The 20905-nt window shown below is 47.3% G+C and carries 21 protein-coding genes; 14 read left to right on the top strand and 7 right to left on the bottom strand.

The features are described from left to right. Positions 1-118 precede the first annotated feature (118 nt). The 6 genes from C7B65_RS08525 (at position 119) to C7B65_RS08500 (ending at position 5449) form a co-directional block, all read left to right on the top strand. On the top strand, positions 119-568 hold the full coding sequence (locus tag C7B65_RS08525) for a hypothetical protein (protein ID WP_073070875.1): 450 nt from the start codon (positions 119-121) through the stop codon (positions 566-568). A gap of 205 nt (positions 569-773) precedes the next feature. Then, positions 774-1445 (top strand): glutathione S-transferase, encoded by a 672-nt coding sequence (locus tag C7B65_RS08520; protein WP_073070877.1) that lies wholly within the window; start codon positions 774-776, stop codon positions 1443-1445. A gap of 40 nt (positions 1446-1485) precedes the next feature. Continuing rightward, the gene (locus tag C7B65_RS08515; protein ID WP_083582841.1) at positions 1486-1752 is read left to right on the top strand and encodes a hypothetical protein; all 267 of its coding nucleotides are present in this window, start codon (positions 1486-1488) and stop codon (positions 1750-1752) included. Between the two features lie 55 nt (positions 1753-1807). Continuing rightward, complete coding sequence (locus tag C7B65_RS29565) at positions 1808-2107, top strand: type II toxin-antitoxin system HigB family toxin (protein ID WP_073070879.1); 300 nt, start codon at positions 1808-1810, stop codon at positions 2105-2107. Then, complete coding sequence (locus C7B65_RS08505; RefSeq protein WP_073070881.1) at positions 2091-2489, top strand: helix-turn-helix domain-containing protein; 399 nt, start codon at positions 2091-2093, stop codon at positions 2487-2489. Before C7B65_RS29565 ends, C7B65_RS08505 begins: the two co-directional genes overlap by 17 nt. 143 nt (positions 2490-2632) lie before the next feature. Further along, positions 2633-5449: a CHAT domain-containing protein gene (locus tag C7B65_RS08500; protein ID WP_073070882.1), complete on the top strand. Its 2817-nt coding sequence runs from the start codon at positions 2633-2635 to the stop codon at positions 5447-5449. Between the two features lie 209 nt (positions 5450-5658). Here C7B65_RS08500 and C7B65_RS08495 read toward each other — a convergent pair whose 3' ends face one another. Both C7B65_RS08495 and C7B65_RS08490 read right to left on the bottom strand, forming a co-directional pair. After that, entirely contained in the window at positions 5659-6528 is an 870-nt protein-coding gene (locus tag C7B65_RS08495; RefSeq protein ID WP_073070884.1) for a branched-chain amino acid ABC transporter permease, read from the bottom strand. A gap of 130 nt (positions 6529-6658) precedes the next feature. Further along, positions 6659-7234, bottom strand: a complete 576-nt coding sequence (locus C7B65_RS08490; protein ID WP_073070886.1) for an Npun_F5749 family FMN-dependent PPOX-type flavoprotein — start codon at positions 7232-7234, stop codon at positions 6659-6661. Positions 7235-7509: 275 nt separating this feature from the next. Here C7B65_RS08490 and nrdJ point away from each other — a divergent pair, with 275 nt between their 5' ends. The 3 genes from nrdJ to C7B65_RS08475 all read left to right on the top strand — a co-directional run bounded on the left by nrdJ (position 7510) and on the right by C7B65_RS08475 (position 13429). Continuing rightward, the gene (gene nrdJ / locus C7B65_RS08485; protein WP_073070887.1) at positions 7510-9834 is read left to right on the top strand and encodes a ribonucleoside-triphosphate reductase, adenosylcobalamin-dependent; all 2325 of its coding nucleotides are present in this window, start codon (positions 7510-7512) and stop codon (positions 9832-9834) included. A gap of 271 nt (positions 9835-10105) precedes the next feature. Next, entirely contained in the window at positions 10106-12085 is a 1980-nt protein-coding gene (locus tag C7B65_RS08480) for a DNA cytosine methyltransferase (protein ID WP_073070889.1), read from the top strand. Positions 12086-12094: 9 nt separating this feature from the next. Further along, the gene (locus C7B65_RS08475; protein ID WP_073070890.1) at positions 12095-13429 is read left to right on the top strand and encodes a hypothetical protein; all 1335 of its coding nucleotides are present in this window, start codon (positions 12095-12097) and stop codon (positions 13427-13429) included. Between the two features lie 176 nt (positions 13430-13605). Here C7B65_RS08475 and rpsD read toward each other — a convergent pair whose 3' ends face one another. After that, positions 13606-14214: a 30S ribosomal protein S4 gene (rpsD, locus tag C7B65_RS08470; RefSeq protein WP_073070892.1), complete on the bottom strand. Its 609-nt coding sequence runs from the start codon at positions 14212-14214 to the stop codon at positions 13606-13608. A 101-nt stretch (positions 14215-14315) separates the two neighbouring features. Here rpsD and yidD point away from each other — a divergent pair, with 101 nt between their 5' ends. The 5 genes from yidD to C7B65_RS08445 all read left to right on the top strand — a co-directional run bounded on the left by yidD (position 14316) and on the right by C7B65_RS08445 (position 17708). Beyond that, on the top strand, positions 14316-14540 hold the full coding sequence (gene yidD / locus C7B65_RS08465) for a membrane protein insertion efficiency factor YidD (RefSeq protein WP_073070894.1): 225 nt from the start codon (positions 14316-14318) through the stop codon (positions 14538-14540). Positions 14541-14579: 39 nt separating this feature from the next. Then, positions 14580-15446, top strand: a complete 867-nt coding sequence (locus C7B65_RS08460) for an SH3 domain-containing protein (protein WP_073070895.1) — start codon at positions 14580-14582, stop codon at positions 15444-15446. Between the two features lie 9 nt (positions 15447-15455). Further along, a complete protein-coding gene (locus C7B65_RS08455) occupies positions 15456-16142 on the top strand; it encodes a M15 family metallopeptidase (RefSeq protein ID WP_073070897.1) in 687 nt (228 codons plus the stop codon). An 83-nt stretch (positions 16143-16225) separates the two neighbouring features. Next, the gene (locus tag C7B65_RS08450; RefSeq protein ID WP_073070899.1) at positions 16226-16603 is read left to right on the top strand and encodes a helix-turn-helix domain-containing protein; all 378 of its coding nucleotides are present in this window, start codon (positions 16226-16228) and stop codon (positions 16601-16603) included. A gap of 277 nt (positions 16604-16880) precedes the next feature. After that, the gene (locus C7B65_RS08445) at positions 16881-17708 is read left to right on the top strand and encodes a hypothetical protein (protein ID WP_073070901.1); all 828 of its coding nucleotides are present in this window, start codon (positions 16881-16883) and stop codon (positions 17706-17708) included. A gap of 208 nt (positions 17709-17916) precedes the next feature. Here C7B65_RS08445 and C7B65_RS08440 read toward each other — a convergent pair whose 3' ends face one another. The 4 genes from C7B65_RS08440 to C7B65_RS08425 form a co-directional block, all read right to left on the bottom strand. After that, positions 17917-18492 carry a Uma2 family endonuclease gene (locus C7B65_RS08440; RefSeq protein ID WP_073070902.1) on the bottom strand — a complete coding sequence of 192 codons (576 nt, stop codon included), beginning with the start codon at positions 18490-18492 and terminating at the stop codon, positions 17917-17919. A 76-nt stretch (positions 18493-18568) separates the two neighbouring features. Next, positions 18569-18988 (bottom strand): peptidylprolyl isomerase, encoded by a 420-nt coding sequence (locus C7B65_RS08435; RefSeq protein ID WP_073070904.1) that lies wholly within the window; start codon positions 18986-18988, stop codon positions 18569-18571. Positions 18989-19043: 55 nt separating this feature from the next. Further along, positions 19044-19505, bottom strand: coding sequence for a TspO/MBR family protein (locus C7B65_RS08430; protein WP_073070906.1), 462 nt, complete (start codon positions 19503-19505; stop codon positions 19044-19046). A gap of 135 nt (positions 19506-19640) precedes the next feature. After that, positions 19641-20900 carry a SufS family cysteine desulfurase gene (locus tag C7B65_RS08425; RefSeq protein ID WP_073070908.1) on the bottom strand — a complete coding sequence of 420 codons (1260 nt, stop codon included), beginning with the start codon at positions 20898-20900 and terminating at the stop codon, positions 19641-19643. Between the last annotated feature and the right edge of the window lie 5 nt (positions 20901-20905).

The following is a 20905-nucleotide window of genomic DNA, read 5'->3' as shown; positions in this document are numbered from 1 at the left end:
TCAAAGGGTGAAGCCGTTGGATAATCTATGGCAAGAGAACTTCTGTCTAAGGAGCGGTTTGAACAATGAGCTAGATCAAGTAGAACTAGAATGTTAAATCTAATGGAGATTGTATTCTATGAAACTGAATTATTTTATGAAACAACTTTCAACGATCGGACGTTGGTTAACGACGACTCTATTTTGTTTATCAGCGATCGCGTTCATCTGGCAAGGAGCATTTTTCTCAGGTTCTTCAGCTATTGCAGCTCCGACTGCAACCTTGATCGCCTCATCTGATGCAGGTGATCAAGTCAAAGGGAAAACTCGTGAAGATGCTGGACGAGCTAAGAACTTCATCCGCGATACAGCAGATAAAGTCGAGCAGACCGCAAACAAAAATGCCGATCGCGTCGAGAATGCCGCAGACGGAAAGGGCAGTTTTGTTGAGCGCAAAGCCAAGAAAGACCGGGATCGGATTGAGAAAAGAGCAGAGGAAGATGCGGCTCGGACTGAGAAAGCCGTAGACAACACAAAGAACGCCATTGAAAGCACCGTTGACAAAATTAAGGGTGCTTTTAGTAACTAAACAATAAACACTAGTTTGAATGATTAATGTACATTGCTCTATCACTGGATTTAATTAAGGCGAATTTGATTAAATCTCGTGAAGCAATGTACATTAGCAAGCTGGTTGAGTTTTACTTGAATGAAAATTGTTAGATCGGTTTAAAGTGTAGCGATCGATAATTTGCTAGATCTTAAACGGTCACACTTATGCGAGAACGATTCGGATGATTATTGTCCATCATTTAAACAACTCTCGCTCTCAGCGCATACTCTGGCTGTTAGAAGAACTCAACTTAGAGTATGAAGTCAAGCGTTATGAACGCGACCTAAAGACAATGCTGGCACCCGCAGCGCTGCGTCAAGTGCATCCACTCGGCAAATCGCCAGTGATTACAGACGACGGGCTAACCTTGGCTGAATCTGGCGCGATCGTCGAGTATTTAGTCGATCGCTACGGCAATGGGCGGCTTGCTCCTCCACTTGGCACCCCAGAACGCCTGCGCTACACATACTGGTTGCATTACGCAGAAGGATCTGCTATGCCGCCCCTGTTGTTGAATCTTGTTTTTAACCAGGTTGAGAAGGCACCCATGCCTTTCTTTGCAAAACCGATCGCGCGATCGATTGTGAGTCGCGTCAAGCATTCTTTTATCGGACCTCAAATTGCCCAACATTTAGATTATCTGGAGGCAGAGATCAGCAAAAGCTCATGGTTTGTGGGCAACGAGTTTACTGCGGCTGATATCCAAATGAGCTTTCCATTGGAGGCAGCAGCGATGCGGGCAGGACTGGATGCGAGCCGACCCAATCTCATGAGCTTTCTCGATCGCATTCATGCACGCCCGGCTTATCAGCGTGCGTTGCAGCGCGGCGGCACCTACGAGCTTCTCAGTTAGAAGTTAAAATACTGAGTGATTGAGTCGGATTGGTGACGCTATGCAAATTCAAATTTCAGTCGAAGGTGAGGGCGCGATCGCAGCCACGACCGACCTATTCTCGATGCCTGACATCAACGGCACCTGGAAACCTGTAGACGAAACAGAGCGAGAAGCGGTGCTGGCAACAGTGGGCACGATCGTAGGAGTTGTCGGCGGCAGTCTGGCGATCGCAGAGCAACTTCGCAAATGGTATAAGGAACATCACGCTGGGAAGAACGGCAAAACGATCGAGAAGGTATTGCTAGTAGGACAAAATGGGCAGTGAATCTTGTTGCAGAATGCGAGTCTGGAGCAGATTAAGCAAATCTTAGACTCGTGACATGCACGTAATCAGCCGGAGAAAGTTGCGAGATTTCTGCGAAAACCATGCCGATGCTTGTGAAGCTCTAGATGACTGGTTCAAAACGACAAATCAGGCTGAGTGGAAAAAGCTTGTAGAGGTACAATGTGTTTATCCTCAAGCGGAAGCAGTCGGCAACCTTACGGTTTTCAATATTAGGGGGAATCGGTATCGACTGATTGCTAGCATCAATTACGAACGCCAGATTGTTTACGTTAAGTATGTTCTAACTCATGCTGAATACGACAAGGATACCTGGAAAAATGACCTCTACTATTAGTGCTGAATGTTATGGTAATTTGCTGTTGAAATATCAGCCTAGAGTCATTAAAACTGAGGCTGAAAATGAGGCATTTCTGGCTGTTGTGGAAGAGTTGATGGCGCGATCGCAATTAATGCCAGAGGAAGAAGTTTTGCTGGAGTTGTTGGTGAAGTTGGTTGAGGATTTTGAGGCGCAGCACTATGCACTAAACCTATCAACACCGCGATCAAGGTTGTTGCATCTGATAGAACAGCGGGGTCTTAAAGTAGGCGATTTAGATGAGGTTCTAGGCAATCAGGGGACGGCGATCGCGGCAGGAAAAGACGAGATTGGGTTAGAACAAGCGATCTCGCTGGGGCAGTTTTTTCAGGTAAAGCCTGAGTTGTTTTTGGTGAAGTAGTGCAGACGCTAAACGAGTCTGGAGCAGATTAAGCAAATCTTAGAATCGTGACAGTTGCAAGGATCTTACGGAATATTGCTCAATTGAAGTGTAAAACAGTTTAGATAGGGAAGTTTCTACTTAGCCCCCGATCGAGCTTTTCCATGAGCATTTTCCATCTTGACCTCAGACTCGTTACGGATAGTGCTGCCGAACTGCGATATTTCTTCGACAATCCGAATGATTATGAGCGGCGAGAACTGTTGATATCGGACATCGCAGAGTTAATTGATATTGCTGAAACGGATTATTATGTGCGGTTGCCAAAACCTGCGAGAGAGATTGGGCAAGCGTTGTATCGCTGGTTGGATCGCGATCGCATTCTCACGCAACGTCTAAGCGAGCGACCGTCGGCAGTGGCGATTGCAACCGATCAGCGATTTGCTCATTTGCCTTGGGAAGTATTGCACGATGGGCAAAGTTTTTTGGTGCAGCGTGGGGTGATGCCGATCCGGTGGACGGGGAAGAAGCCGATCGTAGCAAGCAGCGCACCGCAAAATCGGGAGATGAATCTGCTGTTTATGGCGACTTCTCCAGAGAATGTGTCGCCGATCCTGGATTATGAATCGGAAGAAGCGAGGATTTTGCAGACGGCGAAGCATCAGCCGTTGAGTTTGGTGGTCGAAGAAAGCGGATGTTTGGATGAATTGCGGCAACTCGTCGCCGATCGCGCTGACTCGTTTGATGTGTTTCACTTAACGGGACACGCTACTGTGCAAGACGGACAGCCGCGATTTGTGACCGAGACGCAAATCGGAGAGGCGCATTATGCGAGTGCGACTGAGATTGCACGATCGCTCGCCAACCGAGTGCCGCCGATGGTGTTTTTGTCGGGCTGTCACACGGGGCAGGCGGGCAAGGCGGGGGAAGTGAAATCGATGGCAGAGTCGCTGCTCGAATCGGGAGCTTTGGCGGTGTTGGGCTGGGGAAATTCGGTGCGAGACACTGAGGCAGCGGCGGCGGCAGAAGTGCTGTATAAAACGCTGGCAGAGGGTGGCACGGTGCTGCAAGCGATGGGGTTGACTTATCAAAAATTGTTGGAGACAGGGGCGCGGGATTGGCACTTGCTGCGGCTCTACGTGGCGGACAGATTGCCAGAATCGCTGGTGACGCGACGCAATACGCCGGGACGCAAACGATCGACGATCGCACCCGTTCAACCGCAGTTTCTCAACCCGGATGAGACTGATCCGAAAAAACGGATCAAAGTGCCGACGCGAGAAGAGTTTGTCGGGCGGCGACGACAGATTCAGCGCTGTCTGCGATCGCTCTCAACGACTCAGACAGATTATCTGGGCGTGTTGATTCACGGCATGGGCGGGCTGGGTAAGAGCAGCATCGCGTCGCGGTTGTGCGATCGCCTGTCGGAGCGAGTGCCGATCGTTTGGGTGGGTCACATTGATCAAGGGTCGCTGTGTCATCGGCTCAAAGACAAGCTCTCGTCGGAGTTGCGCCAGGTGGTGATCAATCCGCGTGATGAGTTGCGCTATCGGTTGCGCGATGTGTTTGAGGCGTGGAGCGGCAAGCCGTTTGTGTTTGTGCTGGATGATTTTGAACATAATCTGGATGCAACGGCGATGGGCTATGAGTTGTCGGCAACAGTGGCGGCAGTGTTGAAGGCTTTGACTTGGGCGATCGTAGAAACAAATGCACCCCATCGGATCATCATCACCTGTCGCTATGATGTCGAGTCGGCGTGGATTGAGTCGTTTTATCGGCAGCCGATGGAGGCGATGCACGGGGCAGATTTAGAGAAGAAGTGCGATCGCTTAAAGCTAACCAGCCTGGGAACGGCTGACTTGCAACAAGAAGCGAAGCAGCGATCGGGCGGCAACCCCTTATTATTGGAGGGGTTGAGTAAGCGATTGACGGAACCAGAGCCAAAGCTAGAGGCGACGTTAGAAGACTTGAAGCCGCGTGTGTTGGCGCAGAGTTTGGCGACACAGCTAGAGGAAAATCGATCGCTGCGAGAGATGTTGTCGTGGGGCGCGGTGTTTGAGATTCCGGTGCCGCGAGTGGCGATGAAGATTGTCTGTGGGGCTGAGTTTGAGCGATCGCTAGAGCAGTCGATCTCGCTGGGGTTGATGGAGGTCAGCCCCAATGATGAGGTGCGAGTGCCGCGAATTCTGTCGCTGATGGTTCCGGCAATCGATGAAGCGGTGTATGCAGAGCTTGCAAAGTGTCTCTATCAGCAGTGGTGGGAAGAAGCGGACACTTCAACGGAGGAACAGCAGATCGAGATTCATCGGTTTGCGCTGTTGGGGAAAGTAGAAGCGATCGCGGCGAAGATTGCAAGTGTATTAGCGAATCGTTGGAATAACAGCGCTCGTTATCGAGAAGCAGAAGCGATAAGTCAAGCAACGCTAAACATCACGGACAGTTATTTAATTTGGCATGAGCTTGCTCGTTCCAAACACTACACTGACGTATCTCAAGCAATTCTTTGCTATGAACAAGCTTCAAAGAAAAGTCCAACAGGAGAACTAGATAAGACTGACCAACGAGAAAAAGCAGCGATTAATCACAACTTAGCAATTCTCAAAGCGGATCAGGGCTATACAGCAGAGGCGATCGTGCTGTATGACCAGTTAATCGTGCTGTGGGAGCAAATTGGGGATATGCAAAGCAAAGCAGCGACCTTGCACCAAAAGGGCATTCTCAAAGCGAACCAGGGCCATACAGCAGAGGCGTTCGCGCTGTATATTCAATCATTGCTTTTGGATAAGCAAATCGGGAATATACGAGGCAGAGCAGCAACCTTGCCAATGGTGGCGCAATTGCTGGCAGAAGAAGGAAGGTTTGAACCCGCTATCAAATATTTGCAAGAATCGATCGCCATCCTGAAACGCATCAGTTCTCCTGATGCTCAAACGGTTGAAAGAATTTTGGCTCATGTCGTGCAGATGCAGAATCAAGCCTAGCGATTAGCATCTGAGAACCAAAGCGTAGTCAAAACAATAGCGCGATCCCTAATGGAATTACCCGATCGCTTTGCCAACCGTTAGCGCGATCACCAAGGAAACCTCAATGGAACCGTCAACGCTAGAAGGCACTTGGAAAAAAATTCTTCAACACCCCGCTAAACTAGCAGGGCAGCGAATTAAATGTCCCGTCTCTATCAGCATTCTGTTCACATCGTTCCTTTAAATAATCCTTGCGGGCGCACTAACAAAACTGACACCATAATCAAGAGGGCAACCGCCAGCTTATATTCCGATCGTAGCCAGTAGGTGCTGAGTTCTTGAGCCACGCCAATCACCAGCGCCCCAGCGATCGCCCCATAAGGGTTGCCAATTCCGCCCAAAATCACCGAGGCAAACAGCGGCAAAATCAAAAACCAGCCCATGTTAGGTCTGACGGCTTCGACCAACCCCAACATGCTGCCGCCGAGCGCGGTCAAGCTTCCGGCAATCACCCAAGTCCAGATCACGACGCGATCGACATTAATGCCCGTAACTCGCGCTAAATCAATATCATCTGCCACCGCTCGCATGGCTTTACCCACTTTGGTATATTGCAGCAGATAATGCAGCGCCGCGATCGCAACAATCGCTAGCCCAATCACGACAAGATTATAAAGTGGAACTCTGATGCCCGCAAATGATAACGCTTCGGCAACTGGTAATTCATAGCGCTGATTACTGCCGCCCCAAAATAAAATAATGCCATTGCGAATGAATAGAGCCAGCCCGATCGACATAATGATCAGCGTGGTTGAGGTGGCGCGTTGAACCCGCATCGGTGCCCATAACAGCTTTTCAATCAGCAAGGCGACTCCGACCGTGATTGCAGATGAGAGGACGATCGACACCCAAATCGGCAGATTGCTCACCGTGTTAAAAAATAGCGTTACATAAGCGCCCAGGGTCATGAAGTCTCCGTGGGCAAAATTAGACAGCCGCAAAATGCCATAAGTCAGACTCAACCCCACGGCTGACAGTGCGATAATGCTACCGAGTGAGATGCCATTCACAATCAACTGCGCGATTTGGGTATCCATTGCTGAAAACATTTACAATCTATCGCTTGATTGTCTATGAATCAGGCAAGTTTGAAAAGTTTAAAGCAAACCTCGGAGGTTTTGGTCAAAATGCGTAAGTCCTGCAACACTGACTGTTGCCGTTTCTCTTTTAGGGATTTACTTCCTGGCTACTCCAGCTTCGATCGTCTGCCCGGTGATAGAGATAACGATTTTGCGGATCGCCTCTCAGTTCTAGATGGTCAACCTGATTGGGGTCTAACAACAGCAAACAAAAGTGCGGCAGCGGTTCAGTCAGGCTAGGCGGCGGCGGTGAAGAAACCTCGATTTTCGGTTTGCCGGGATGCGCCCAATCAAACTGAACCCGCGCACTGTCAGAAAGGTTTTGCCACATCGATCGCCGAGCCTCTTGCAGCTCATCGTTAGGATGGTCACGTTTCACGATCGTCAACGTCCCCAATAAGCGAAATTGCTCACGGGTGTTGGGGAAGTACCAACAGACTTCTGCCCAGGCGGACTGCTCGATCTGCTCAATTTTCTCGCTGCGGTCGTCGGCAATAAACTTCAATTGATCGGTGTCGTCTCGAAACCCCCGAAACACGACGGTGCGGTTTGCGGGTCTGCCGTCAGGACGCACCGTTGCCAGTTGGAGATAACGGGCATAGGCGAGAGAACGATTGCGCTGAAGGGCACGAGCGATCGACGATCGCCAAGGAGCAAGAACCATTAAAACCAAATAATAGAGAACAAAAGTGGCTCACGAAAAAGTGCTTACAGTAGCGTAATTTATAGAAGTCTTTAAATGATTTTATTTGTCTCGATCGAAGTCGGAAATTGCGTCTATACTCGATCGGCCTATTTATAGTTCGCTTGAACTAGGAAGAGTACTGATTGTCAAAATTCAATCCTAGATGTAGAGTGTATGAACTTATTTTTATCATAATCACGCAGCATATAGCGTTAATTCATCTCAGCGATCACCCCTGACACACGGAGTCACTCATGGTTCGAGACATTATCAAACCCAAAGATATTTCTGACTCAAGCGGTCAGGCTATCAACCAGTTTAGCGGGCAGTTTCCCGTTTCTGCCCCGGCTGCAAATCCAGTTTTTTATCGCACTTATAGCCGCAAGCTGAGTGACGATCGCCGCGAATCATGGCAACAAGTCAGCCAGCGCACCATTCAAGGCATGACCGATTTGGGGCATTTTACCCCCGAAGAGCGGGCACTCGTCGAAAAAATGCAGCAAACTATGCGCTGTCTGCCGTCGGGTCGCTGGCTGTGGGTCGGCGGCACGGGCTGGATCGAGAAGCCTGAAAACTTCTCTGGTGCCTATAACTGCACCAGCACCAACGTCATTGACTGGAAAGCCTTTGGGCTGATGATGGATCTGGCAATGATGGGCTGTGGCACCGGAGCCGTTTTAGAATCTAAATACACTAACCAGCTTCCTATTATCCGCAATCGCTTAATCGTGAAGCACGTTAGCGAAATTGGCACCGCTTCGGTTGAGCAGCGCCAAGAGAAAACGCAGATTACGGCTGAAGGAAATCAAGTCACAATCCGCGTGGGTGACAGTCGTCAGGGTTGGGTTGCTTCTTATCAAGGCTTGCTAGAACTCTGCACCGACGATCGCTTCACGGGTGATGTAGAAGTTACGATCAACCTCAGCCATGTCCGCCCTGCCGGAGAGCGCCTCAAAGGATTTGGCGGCATGGCAAACCCCGTACGACTACCGGGATTGTACGAACGCTGCGCTAAGATTCTTGACCGAGCGATCGGGCGACAGCTCACTTCGATCGAGGGTTGCTTACTGATTGATGAAGCCGCTGCCTGCGTGGTTGCCGGAAACATCAGAAGATCGGCAGGGATGCGTCAAGGCGGCAGCGAAGACACCGACTTTGCCGGAGCAAAAGAAAATCTCTGGCAGCAAGACGCTGAGGGCAACTGGCGAATTGATCCCGATCGCGACGCTTTGAGAATGGCAAATCACACCCGTGTCTATCACCATCAGCCCACCGCCCAAGAATGTATTGATGCGGTTCGTAAGCAGTTTTACTCTGGTGAAGGTGCCATTCAATATGCACCGGAGGCGATCGCGCGATCGAATGCAGACATTCTCACTACATCTGAACTAAAGACCGAATTTTTACGAGCTTACGACGCGGGTCAAGGGCAACAATGGATACAAGCAAGACATCCAGAAATGCCGCTTCAAGAGTTGGAGCATCGTCTAGGACGCTACGGGCTAAATCCTTGTGGTGAAATTTTAGGCGAGGACTTCCACTGTAATTTATCTGAAGTTCACCTTAATCAGCTTGACCCGTTCGATTATCAAGAACAAGAAGGGGCATTTACAGCCGGGGCGCTGTCAGTAGCGGCGTTGCTGAACCACACATTTCAGGAGCCGCGCTATCAATATTCTCGTGAGCTAGACCCGATCGTCGGAGTCTCCTTCACAGGCTTATTCGACTTTTTTGTGAATGCGTTTGGCGTAGAGTGGCTGCGCTGGTGGGAAGCGGGCAGACCTGATACGGTCAACGGCTTGGAGTTTAAGCAAAAAGAGCAAGATTATCTGACTCGCTGGCGCAATATTGTGCATCAAGTGGTTTGGGATTATTGCGATCGTCACGATATCAAGCGTCCAAATCGCTGCACGACCGTTCAGCCTGCTGGCACAAAGTCGCTGCTGACGGGTGCGAGTCCGGGGTGGCATCCGCCCAAAGCACAGCGCTTTATTCGTCGGATTACGTTCCGCAAAAACGATCCGGTGGCGTTGGCTTGTTTAGATTATGGTTACAGCATTGTGCCTTCGCAGTCAGACAAAGACGAAACAGGGAATTTGCTCAATGATCCCTTTGACATTCGCTGCACTGAGTGGCTGGTAGAAATTCCGGTTGAGGTGCCTTGGGCAGTGTTGCCAGGAGCCGATCGAGTGGAAATTGAGAAATTCTCTGCGGTGGCTCAGATGGATTTTTATATGCAGGTGCAGCGCTTTTACACGACGCATAACACGAGTGCAACGATCGAGCTTCGTGAAGACGAGATCGATGCACTAGCGGCGAAGATCTATCACGCGATCGAGCACCACGAGGGCTATATCAGTGCAGCACTGTTGGCACGATTTGATGCGCCATTTCCCCGGTTGCCGTTTGAGAAGATCGATCAGGAAACTTATGAGCGACTGCAACGGGAGGTGAGCGATCGTCAGAAGACTTCAGATTTTTATGCGGCGCTGACTCGATATGATTCGGGTGAGGTGGCGGCTGAAGGCCCGGCGGGTTGCGATAGCGATAAGTGCATGATGCCTGAGAAGAAAGGCTAACCCCAACCTCGGCTATTTTTTGGAGATTCTCTGTTCAGCGAATACCAATTTTTCATATGAAAAATTGGTATTCGCCGAATAATGCACTTGAGCGGCTTGACTTTGCAATCACCAAGATTTTTGGACAGTCTGCGCCAAGCGAATTATTAGATGCCCTTTAGCCTACGGCACAAATTAGTCTTTATGTACTATTTAAGCTCAAAGTGGTAGGCTTTATATCTCTCTACATCTGAGAGTAACTTGTGTTCCCGATCCCAGGGCGAATAAAGTAATGCAGCAATTGTCTCTTTCTCTGGAACTGCTCAACTCCGAGGCAGCTAATACAAATTGGTTTCAAGATATCTTAGCTACTCTTAAGGTGAGACAAGAGACGGCATGGGCTGACAATTTTGGCAAATTTCTTCATAGATGGCTACGGCAACAAGGCATTGCTCCAGTTAGGACACTTAGCTTGTTTTCTGGCGGTGGTGGGCTAGATATTGCATTTCACGATGCTGGATTTGAAATAGTCCAGATGGTTGAACTAGAAGCTAAATATATTCAGACACTACAAAAAAATTCTCAACCAGGAAAATGGTTAGAAGGTTCTAAACCGGTTTGTATCGATATCAGAGACTATTCGCCCGATTCTGATCTTAAAGTGGATTTCATCATTGGAGGTCCACCGTGTCAAACTTTCTCTGCGGCTGGACGTAGAGCGGCTGGAGTATCTGGAACAACAGACGCTAGAGGAACACTATTTCAAGAATATGTTCGCATTTTAAAACTGCTTCAACCTAAAGGATTTTTATTTGAGAACGTATATGGAATTACTGGGGCAAATGGAGGAGGGGCATGGCAAGAAATTCAAGAAGCTTTTCAAGAAGCTGGATATAATATTTACTTCCGCATTCTTGATACTGCTGACTACGGTGTCCCTCAGCATCGCGAGCGTTTGTTTATTGTTGGTTTGAAGCAAGGAAAATACTTATTTCCATATCCTACTCACGGTTTTGACTCACTCGATCGACAGCCATATTACTCAGCCGCAAATGCTGTAGAAGATGCTGATATTTCAGACATAGAAACAGGTTTAGGGGGGCGATTTGGTCATCTGCTTGAAGATATTCCGCCTGGGCTTAACTACAGCTTTTATACAAAGGAAATGGGTTATCCCAACCCAATTTTCAGTTGGAGATCTAAATTCTCTGATTTTTTGTACAAAGCAGATCCAGATACTCCAGTACGGACAATAAAAGCTCAGGGTGGGCAATACACTGGTCCTTTTAGTTGGGAAAACCGTAAATTTTCCATCTCTGAGTTAAAGCGTTTGCAAACTATTCCTGATGACTATGAGATGATAGGTAATCGACAAATTGTTATTGAGCAAATTGGAAATTCGGTTCCTCCTCAGTTAGGTAGAATTCTCGCTCTTAGCATCTTAGATCAGGTGATAAATGTTGAACTACCTTTTAATCTAGCTTATTTGCCTCAGAGCAAGAAATTAGGCTTTAGGCAGCGTAAAAGAGGGTTGACAAAAATTTATCTTCAAAAAGCTCAAACAGCAATTACTGAACTGTCTAGGAAAGGGAAATTTACAGATTTAGCTGATTCTATTTATGAGAATAAAGGAGAGTCTGTCAGATTCTTATCTGTAGAAACTTTTTCATGGACAAAAGAACTAGCTCCAGATTGTGTAAAAATCTACTTGAATTATGAATTAAGCGATTCTTCTTGGACAATTACAGCGAGTACCAGTGGCAATTGGGAGGAACCGGATCAATTTATCATTGATGTATATCCCTCATGTGGTCACGATGAGTGGGTTCTTGGTGCGAACTCGGTTAAGCTATGTGCCAAAAAACTAAATGCACAAGTTTTTACATCTCTTTGGAAAGCCTTTGAAGAAAAGTTGAGTGAAGCTACAGGTAAAGCAGATTTAGTGCAGTTATCTGGATATTATCAGTACAATGCTCGCATCAGTGGAGTCATGAACTTCTGTGAAAAGTCGAAAGTTAGTTCATTTTGGCGCGTGGTGCAGTGCGTAACAAGGTGTATCGGTACTTCTGCTCAACTTAAAGCAATAGAATTTGCAGAACAGTGGGGTGTTGAAGAGAAAGATATATTCTTCTACCTTCAGTCTTTAAGGGCTATGGGCTATGAAGTTAGAAGTAACAATACAAATCCGCAGATTCTCGCGGGTGAATATCTAATTCCTTATGCCTTTCCTACACTCAATCCAAAGAGTGTTCAACTCCGTAAACACTTGTAACAATGAACAATGAATGAGCAGCATTTAAGAGTTTACAGCAATAGAAGTGAGTTGATTTTACCTGATGGAACGATTCAACTCTTTCCAGAAGGAGTCATGAATCAAGCTGCAAAAGATCGGCATAGAAAGATTATTTTAGAACTATCAGAAGGTTATCTGGAAACTCAAATTCTATTGTGCAGAAATCAGTCATCAATGCTGAATTTTTCAGAACTACCTCATTTACAAAGAGAACTTTTAGACAAACTAGTTCAATCAGTAACGAGTGAGGTTGGTAGAGCAGTGGTTGGTCTATCAATTCTACAATTATGTCTTAAGGCGATCGAGCCAGAGCAAAATATTAGATTGCATAAAGGTGGAAAAAGTATTAAAAAAGACTTCTCCTGGTGTGACGGTATATCCATGCGTAGTCTTGATAAGAACTACATCACGCCAGTTCTACGAAAGTATGACTTGCTAAAGTTAAACGCTGATGGCTTCATGATGACTCGCACTTTAGCAGAGAATTATCCATATTCATCTATGTACAAAGCCTATATAAGAGGTGCCCGTATTGAATGGATGCAAATTGTTGAAGCGATTGAGAACAGAGAAGTAGTCCCTATCCTTGCGTTACAGTATTTACTTTCACAATTGATTAACCAAGCGGATAACTTTGGAAGACTAGCTCTACAGGTAATCGAAAAGCTTAATCTATTTTTTGAAGCGACGATCGTCGATCGAGAAATTTCATTAGGCTTCATTCTGCGTCACATTAATCGATCTGATTATGCTGCTCGATTAATGGAAATTGCTATGCACAGTTTGATGCAAGCTATGCAAGATTACCAAGTCTTTCCAGACAGTCTCTTGAAACCTCTTTCACAAATGCGTTCAGCCAACAAGAAGCATGGGAATGTTGGTGATATTGAGCTTTTAGAAGATAGACGAATTGTGGAAGCCTGGGATGCCAAATATGGCAAATCATATTTACGAGATGAGATTGAGGAATTATCAGAAAAACTGGAGGTGCATTCTGCTATTAGGCTGGCTGGGTTTGTTACAAGTCTTGAGCCTGAGCGGCTTGATGAGTTGAAACCCAGATGCGAGGCGATTGAGGAGATTTACGGAATATCTTTAGAAATTCTGACTTTCGGAGAGTGGGTTGAAGAACAGTTTGAACGTGCGTTGATAGAGGAAACCGTTTCGGAGCAGGAACTTGCTGCGGCTTGGCTCATAGCGTACGCTGAATCTTTGGCACAGCGACGTAGAGAAATTGCGCCAATTGACGAACCTTGCTACCAATGGTTGTCAACAATGAACGATATCCTGATCGAAGAACTACTGGATACCCCAAACTCCTAAATGCTTTAGTTCGCCAAGGCATCCAACTAACTTCTGAGCAAGCATTAAATAGTATGGAGAGTTCGGACCAGCAAAACTATAAATTCACAAATCAAAAGCCTTTTGACTGACGGGATCAAAAGGCTTTGCAAAATATTTCGAGTGCCGCGTAAATCTCGATCGTAGCTTTAGCGAGATTAAGCCTGACGGGAGTAGTACTCAACCACCAGCAGTTCATTGATTTGAATCGCGATCCATTCGCGCTCAATCACACTATTCACTTTGCCTGTGAGCTTGTTTTTATCAAACTCCAAGTGATTCGGTAGGTTTGCCAAACCCGGATACTGTAAGTTTTGCTCAACTAACTTGCGAGAAGCCTCTTTGTCTTTGACTGCGATCACATCTCCAGCACGACACTGGTAGCTGGCAATATCGACGACGCGACCGTTAACGGTGATGTGCCCATGATTGACCACCTGACGCGCACCCGGAATGGTCGGAGCCATGCCCATGCGAAACACCGTGTTATCTAGACGCATTTCGAGCAGTTGCAGCAATACCTGTCCGGTAGAGCCAGATGCCCGACGAGCCTTTCTAACATAGCGAAGCAGTTGCCGCTCGTTAACGCCGTAGTTAAAGCGGAGTTTTTGTTTTTCTTCTAGACGAACTGCATATTCAGAGCGCTTTTTGCGTTCTTGCCCGTGTTGGCCAGGGGGATAGGCTCGTCTTGGTGATTTGCGGGTTAGACCGGGTAGGTCTCCCAAACGCCGCACAATTCTTAAGCGCGGACCTCGATATCGCGACATTCTGACTTCCTCGTCTCGAAAATTTATACAGCTTATCTAGTATAGAGGGTGAAGCTGTTAACTTCAAATAAGAAGATGATTTTTTTGAGTGCGATCGCCCCATGAAACTGCTGCTCATCGGACTCGTTCGCGGCTATCGAGTCTTTATTTCGCCGTTATTCTTGCCGTCGTGTCGGTTTCAGCCCACTTGCTCACAATATGCGATCGAAGCCCTCGATCGTCACGGAGTCTTAAAAGGCAGTTGGCTGGCAACTCGTCGCATCTGTCGCTGTCACCCTTTCAGTTCGGGCGGTTATGATCCGGTGCCTGATAAGGAAATCGAGTGATTGACCCTGTAGTGATTAGCATCGTCACATTTTCTGGTCATGAAGAGAGCACCCTGGATTATTGCGATCGCGGTTTCTTGTGCGGCGGTGGTGGGGGCAGGAATTGCGGCAACGATGCGCTTCAATTCCCCAAATCAACCGCCTGCTCCGTCAATTGCCGCTTCACCTGAAGTTTTATCGCCTTCCCCGTCACCGAGCGAATCTGCCTCCCCAGCGCCAACCCCCTCACCTCAGTCAAAGCTGGATGACTTTCCGCATCAGCGCATTGTGTTAAAAGATCAAACCACTCCTGAGTTTGCGAAGTTTCGTCAACAGTTGCAGCAGGCAATTCAAAAGCGAGATGCAGGATTCGTATCAGCGTTGATTCCGCAAAAGGGACTCGCGTTAGGGTTTGGCAGAGCCAACACTGCTAAAGAACTGAAGCTAGAAGATCCCAAAGCATCGTTTTGGAGCATTTTAGAAAAGGCAATGGGATCAACCTGTGGATTTGCTGACCCGAATGCGACAACGGCTGCCAAGGGTTGGATTTGTCCTACCGTGTCGCGCGATTTTTATCAGCAATATCCTCCTAAACCTGATACACCTCCCGGTTTAGAGTATGAATTGTCTAATGTGATTGTGGTCGGCGATCGAGTCAACGTCCGTGCCCTTCCCAATCTCAACAGCGAAGTCGTGGGCATCTTATCTAATGAAGTGGTGAAGTTTGATCAGAGGCGATTTGAGAATAGTCAAGAAGAGCAGATTAAGGCATTCGATCCGATTAGCGATTGGACTCCGGTTATTTTGCCCAACCGCAAGCAAGGCTATGTTTATAACCGCTATGCTTATCGATCGCTAGAGAACCGAGCCATTTTTAAGAAAATCAATGGCAAATGGCAAATCACAGAAATGCCAGGAGGCGATTAGTCAGAAAGCATGAAGCCCTATCAACAAGTCCCGATTCTTGAATGTGGCGAAGCGATCGTTGCGATTCCGGCTGAGTTCTCACGGGTGTCACCTCATCCCTACGAGAAATTGGGTGCGCCTTATGGAGACCGATCGCCGTTTTATTTGCGGCAGGGAGTTGTCGATCGTCTCCTGATCGCCCAGCAAACCTTACAAAAAAATCATCCAAACTGGCGAATTCAGATTTTTGATGCGTATCGCCCTGTAGCTGTGCAGCAATTCATGGTCGATTACACTTTTTTAGAAGTGGCACAGACCCAAAATTTAACGCCAAAAAATCTGACTGACGAACAGCGTCAAGATCTTTTGCAACAGGTTTACCAGTTTTGGGCGATTCCCAATCTTGATCCTGCAATGCCGCCACCTCACAGCACCGGAGCCGCGATCGATGTCACGTTAATAAATGAATTGGGTGATGAGATCGACATGGGTTCTCCCATTGATGAGATTTCTGAGCGATCGTTTCCCAACCACTTTGCTGAAGGTTCTGATTTTGATCAACGTCGCCAGATTCTAAACCAGGTGATGACTACAGCCGGGTTCAAACGCCACTGGAATGAGTGGTGGCATTTTTCCTATGGCGATCAGATTTGGGTGTGGCTGATGAGACAAGAAAACTTAGACCAACCCTTTGTCGCGAAATATGGGCGCGTTTGAGAGAAGTCCGATCGCTGGAGTTAGAAGTCTCGATCGCAGGTTAGTATCTCTTCAGGTGTCCCTCGCTAAACAGAGGTTTATGTATGGAAGTGCAGCTAATTAGAACTGAAGCAAATTATCAAGAAGCCCTTCGAGAAATCGAATTACTGTTTAATGCAGCCCCAAACACCCCTGACTATGACCGACTAGATGTGCTTACTACCTTGGTGGAAGCCTACGAGAAAACACATTTTCCGATCGAACTGCCTGATCCGATCAAGGCGATCCAATACTATATGGATACCCGTGAATGGTCGCGTCGTGATTTGGAACCCTGTCTTGGAAGTCGGGCTAGGGTCTCTGAGATATTATCCCGTAAGCGTTCTTTGACTCTGGAGATGATTCGGAGGCTAAATCAAGAGTTGGGGATCCCGGCTGAGATTCTCATCCAGCCTTATGAATCTGCACAAACCTCCGCATAACAAAAGTATATCGATCGGATTTTTGTGCGACTGATGCGACAAGAAAACCTAGACCAACTTTCTATCCTGAGATGGGCAAGTTTGAGAGCAGTTTTGATGAGAGTTCGATGGATTTTAGAATAATAAGCAGAAACGTTATGCCAGTGCTGAACTGTTAGTCTTTAGCAACGTTAATGCATCAAGATTATCGCTTGAGAGCAAAAAATATAAAAACGTACCGGATGTACTTTCAATACCTTGAAATAATTATCTAGCTAGTTCTCTAGAGGATGTATAAATGAAATTACGGTGGCTAACTTTCTTTCTGCTCTTTAGTGGACTTGGCGTAATCCTGATATATGTCACATCGTTGAAATATGATCACCCCCTCAAATCCGAACCCAGCGAAGTAGTAGTAAGCGCACGACTGCCCAAGCCATTATCTAGTTCGTCACCACAGACACGACCGCCGATTGAAGGTGGAGGTGCAGCACCTGGTGGAGTGACACAACCGCCTAAGCCATCTCAACAGGAAGTAATCTTTGCCGAGGATGCCATTGATAAAGCATTAACACGGCTTCGTAAAGGGCAAGTATATCACAATGTACCTAAAGAGATGAAGGTTGGAGTTTCAGAAACGATTGAAGCTGGAATTGCTCCAGAGGTTACAGAAAAGATAAGAAAAGAATTGCAGGGTAGGGGAGATATCAAAATTAAATCAGGAGTTCGATTTGATCCCAAAAGCACGGAGATGAAATTAATTGTGCAGCCTGATGAGTTTAAGGTCTTTGAAGTGGAAGGTGGCGAGCAGTTTGTTACTGCAAGCACTCCTGGAAAATGGCTTTGGCGAGTCACACCACTCAAGTCTGGAGATAATCTAATTCGCGTGAAAGCTATCGTCAAGCTCAATGTGCCTAAACTTAATATTACACGCTCAGTTGAGGTTGAAGTATTTAGTGAAACAAGGGATGTAAAGGTAAACTTGGGTTATTCTGTCAACCAATTCACATCTAGTAACTGGAAAGAGATTCTTAGCTTAGTGATTGGATCTGGCTCACTAGCTAGTCTTGTCACTTGGTTGATTGGTAGAAAAGATAAAAGGGAGCCTGAAGAGTCTAAGGGTTGATCCCACGACTCATTCAATTGTTTGATCCTCATTAAAAGCGAACCAAGCAATCACAATAGCGCAGTCTAACAATTCTGACTCACTGGACTGACCTAAACCACCGATGTGAATGCCGAGGTTGTTTGCAGTCACCGACTTAAGCCGTTAGCTCGTTAGCCCCGATCGCCAAAGTTAAGTTTCGGATGCGTTATTCTACGAAGCGATCACATCACCAAATACCCAACATCTGTAGTGTGAAACCGGGCAAAACATCCTCGCCAGACAAGCTTTCAGGATTTTCTAACACCTCCACCAACCGATCGGGGCGATAGATTTCAACTTGGCGAGTTTGGCGATTAATTAACCAGCCTAACCGTGCGCCGTTGTCGAGATATTCCTGCATTTTGGCTTGTAGTATGGTCAGGTTATCGCTGGGTGACAGCAGTTCGACGACAAAATCGGGACAGATGGGCGCAAATCGCTGCTGTTGTTCTTGATTGAGCGCGTTCCAACGATCGAGCTTCACCCAAGCAGCATCAGGAGAACGATCGGCACCATTGGGCAGTTTAAATCCGGTTGAAGAATCGAAAGCGATTCCAGATTCATCTTGATCTGACCAGTTAAAAAGTCGTTGGTTAAATCTGCCGTTGCGGTTGCCTGTTTCGCTGCCAGTCGGGGACATGATGACGAGTTCTCCGGTGGCGGTGCGTTCAAATCTTACATCTCGGTTGGCTTGACAGAGGTTATAGAACTGCTGGTCAGTCAAGTCAATAATGGAATTGAGTTGAATGGTGAGTGCTGTCATGGTGGTTGGGGTATGAACTTTAGGTTTTGAATGATGAGTTCTGACGTTCGACTCATCATTCAAAATCCAAAATCGTTTACTCTTCGACCTTCACCGAGATAATTTTGTCACCCTGACGAATGGCGTTTACAACATCCATATCTTGGGTTTGTCCAAAGGTAGTATGCTGCCCGTCGAGGTGAGGTTGAGGAGAATGACAGATGAAGAACTGACTTCCGCCCGTGTTGCGACCTGCATGAGCCATTGACAGAGTTCCTGCCAAATGCTTATTTTTGTTAATCTCGCAGTTGATTTTGTAACCAGGCCCACCTGTTCCAGTCCCTAGCGGACAGCCGCCCTGAACCATAAAGTTGGGAATGACCCGATGAAACTTTAGACCATCGTAAAATCCTTTGTTTGCTAGTTCTACGAAGTTCTCGATCGTTTTAGGCGCGTCTTGATCAAACATATCAAGATGAATCGTGCCCTTATCGGTTTCCATGATGATGCGAGTCATAGAGTTGCTCCTTATTTTCACCCTTAAGATCCTACAACTCTATGGAGTGATGAGGTTATGCAGATTCAGGATTAAGTTTGCTCATTTCCCAGGTGGTGTAGGTGCCGATCGGACTCCACAGCAAGTAAGGGACTAACAAGAGCGCCGCAGTGCCAGAGACTTGCATCACAAAAAATGTCAGAATCAAGCCTAAGATGAACCCCACCCCGCCGATGATGGTGCCATAGTTGAGCCGTCGCGTCCACAGCATCACCGGGGAATAGAGCACGATTACCACTTCTACCAGCAGATAAAACGCCATTAACGCCCAACTTTGGGTAAGCTCCCACACGATGTAGGCTGACCACGCGCCGCAGATAAAGACGATCGTCCAGATCACCGGAATTAAAGCTTCAAACGTCAGCCAATTGGGACGACGCAATCGTGCAAACCACTTTACGTCTTTGGGTCTGAGCAGTCCACTCCCAAAGGCAACGAGAAACGTGACGGCTCCGATTATCATCCACGACTTGATCATGTCTCTAACCTTTAATAACTTTAAATAAAAAAGCGCTTGAAGACTTAGCGTGTCATCAAGCGTTTATTGTGTCAGAGATTTCCTTAAGCAACCATCAATCTTTAGATGCGATCGCCCCCATCCAAAAGAGCGAACTTAGGCAAAAACTTCACCAAAAAATTCAACCGCTTCTTTCAGTGAGGCAATAAAGACATCAATCTCTTCACGAGTGTTGTAGAAATATAAGCTGGCTCGTGCAGTCGATTGCGCTTTGAGATGGCGGTGAAGCGGCTGGGTGCAGTGATGCCCTGCCCGGATTGCGATTCCTGCCTGATCTAAAATTGTAGACAAATCGTGAGGATGCACTTCGCCTGCCGTAAATGCCGCTAATGCCGCTCGTCCGCTTCCATCTGCGTTTGGTTGAGGCCCATAAATCCGAAGCTCAGGGATTTCTTTCAGTTTGTGAAAAAGATATGCGGTGAGTTCTTCTTCGTAGGCGTGAATCTTGTCCATGCCGATGTTGGTCAAATAATCGACGGCTGCGCCTAGCCCGATCGCTTCTGCGATCGCGGGAGTCCCCGCTTCAAATTTGTGAGGCAAATCGGCATAAGTGGCGTGATCTAAAAAGACATCGGCAATCATCTCGCCACCGCCGAGAAAGGGAGGCATCGATCGCAGCAGATCCAATTTGCCGTAGAGAAAGCCAATCCCAGTCGGGGCACACATTTTGTGACCCGAACCGACCAACCAATCGCAATCGATATCTTGCACGTTGATCGTCATGTGAGGCAAACTCTGACAGGCATCAATCAACACTTTTACGCCGTAGCGATGCGCCTCTGCACAAATCTCTTTAACAGGATTAATGCAGCCCAGCGTATTCGAGACGTGGACAACAGAAACAATCTTCGTTCTATCTGACAACAACGACTTGAATTGCTCGAAATCAAATTCTTCTGTATCAGTCAGCCCGACAAACTTCAGCACTGCTCCCGTTCTCTGAGCCAACATCTGCCACGGAATCAGATTGCTATGATGCTCCATCACCGACAAAATAATCTCGTCCCCAGACTTTAAGGTGCTTCCCCACGAATAGGCGACGAGGTTAATCGCTTCGCTGGCGTTGCGCGTGTAGACAATCTCTTGCCGAGATGCCGCATTCACAAAGGCAGCTACTTTATCGCGTGCGCCTTCGTAGCCATCCGTCGCTCGTGAACTGAGTGTGTGAACGCCGCGATGCACGTTGGCGTTATCGTGTTCGTAATAGTGACGCAACGCATCGAGAACGGCGATCGGCTTCTGCGAGGTCGCCGCATTATCGAGATAAACCAAAGGCTTGCCGTGAATTTGCTGGTGCAGAATCGGGAAGTCAGATCGCACTTTGGCGGCAATGGTCTTTTCTTGAATAATAGTCATCTTAG

This window comes from Phormidesmis priestleyi ULC007 (genome assembly GCF_003003695.1).
GTDB classification, from domain to species: domain Bacteria; phylum Cyanobacteriota; class Cyanobacteriia; order Leptolyngbyales; family Leptolyngbyaceae; genus Phormidesmis_A; species Phormidesmis_A priestleyi_A.
Note: the sequence above shows the minus strand (reverse complement) of the source record. Positions and strands in the feature narration are given on the sequence as shown.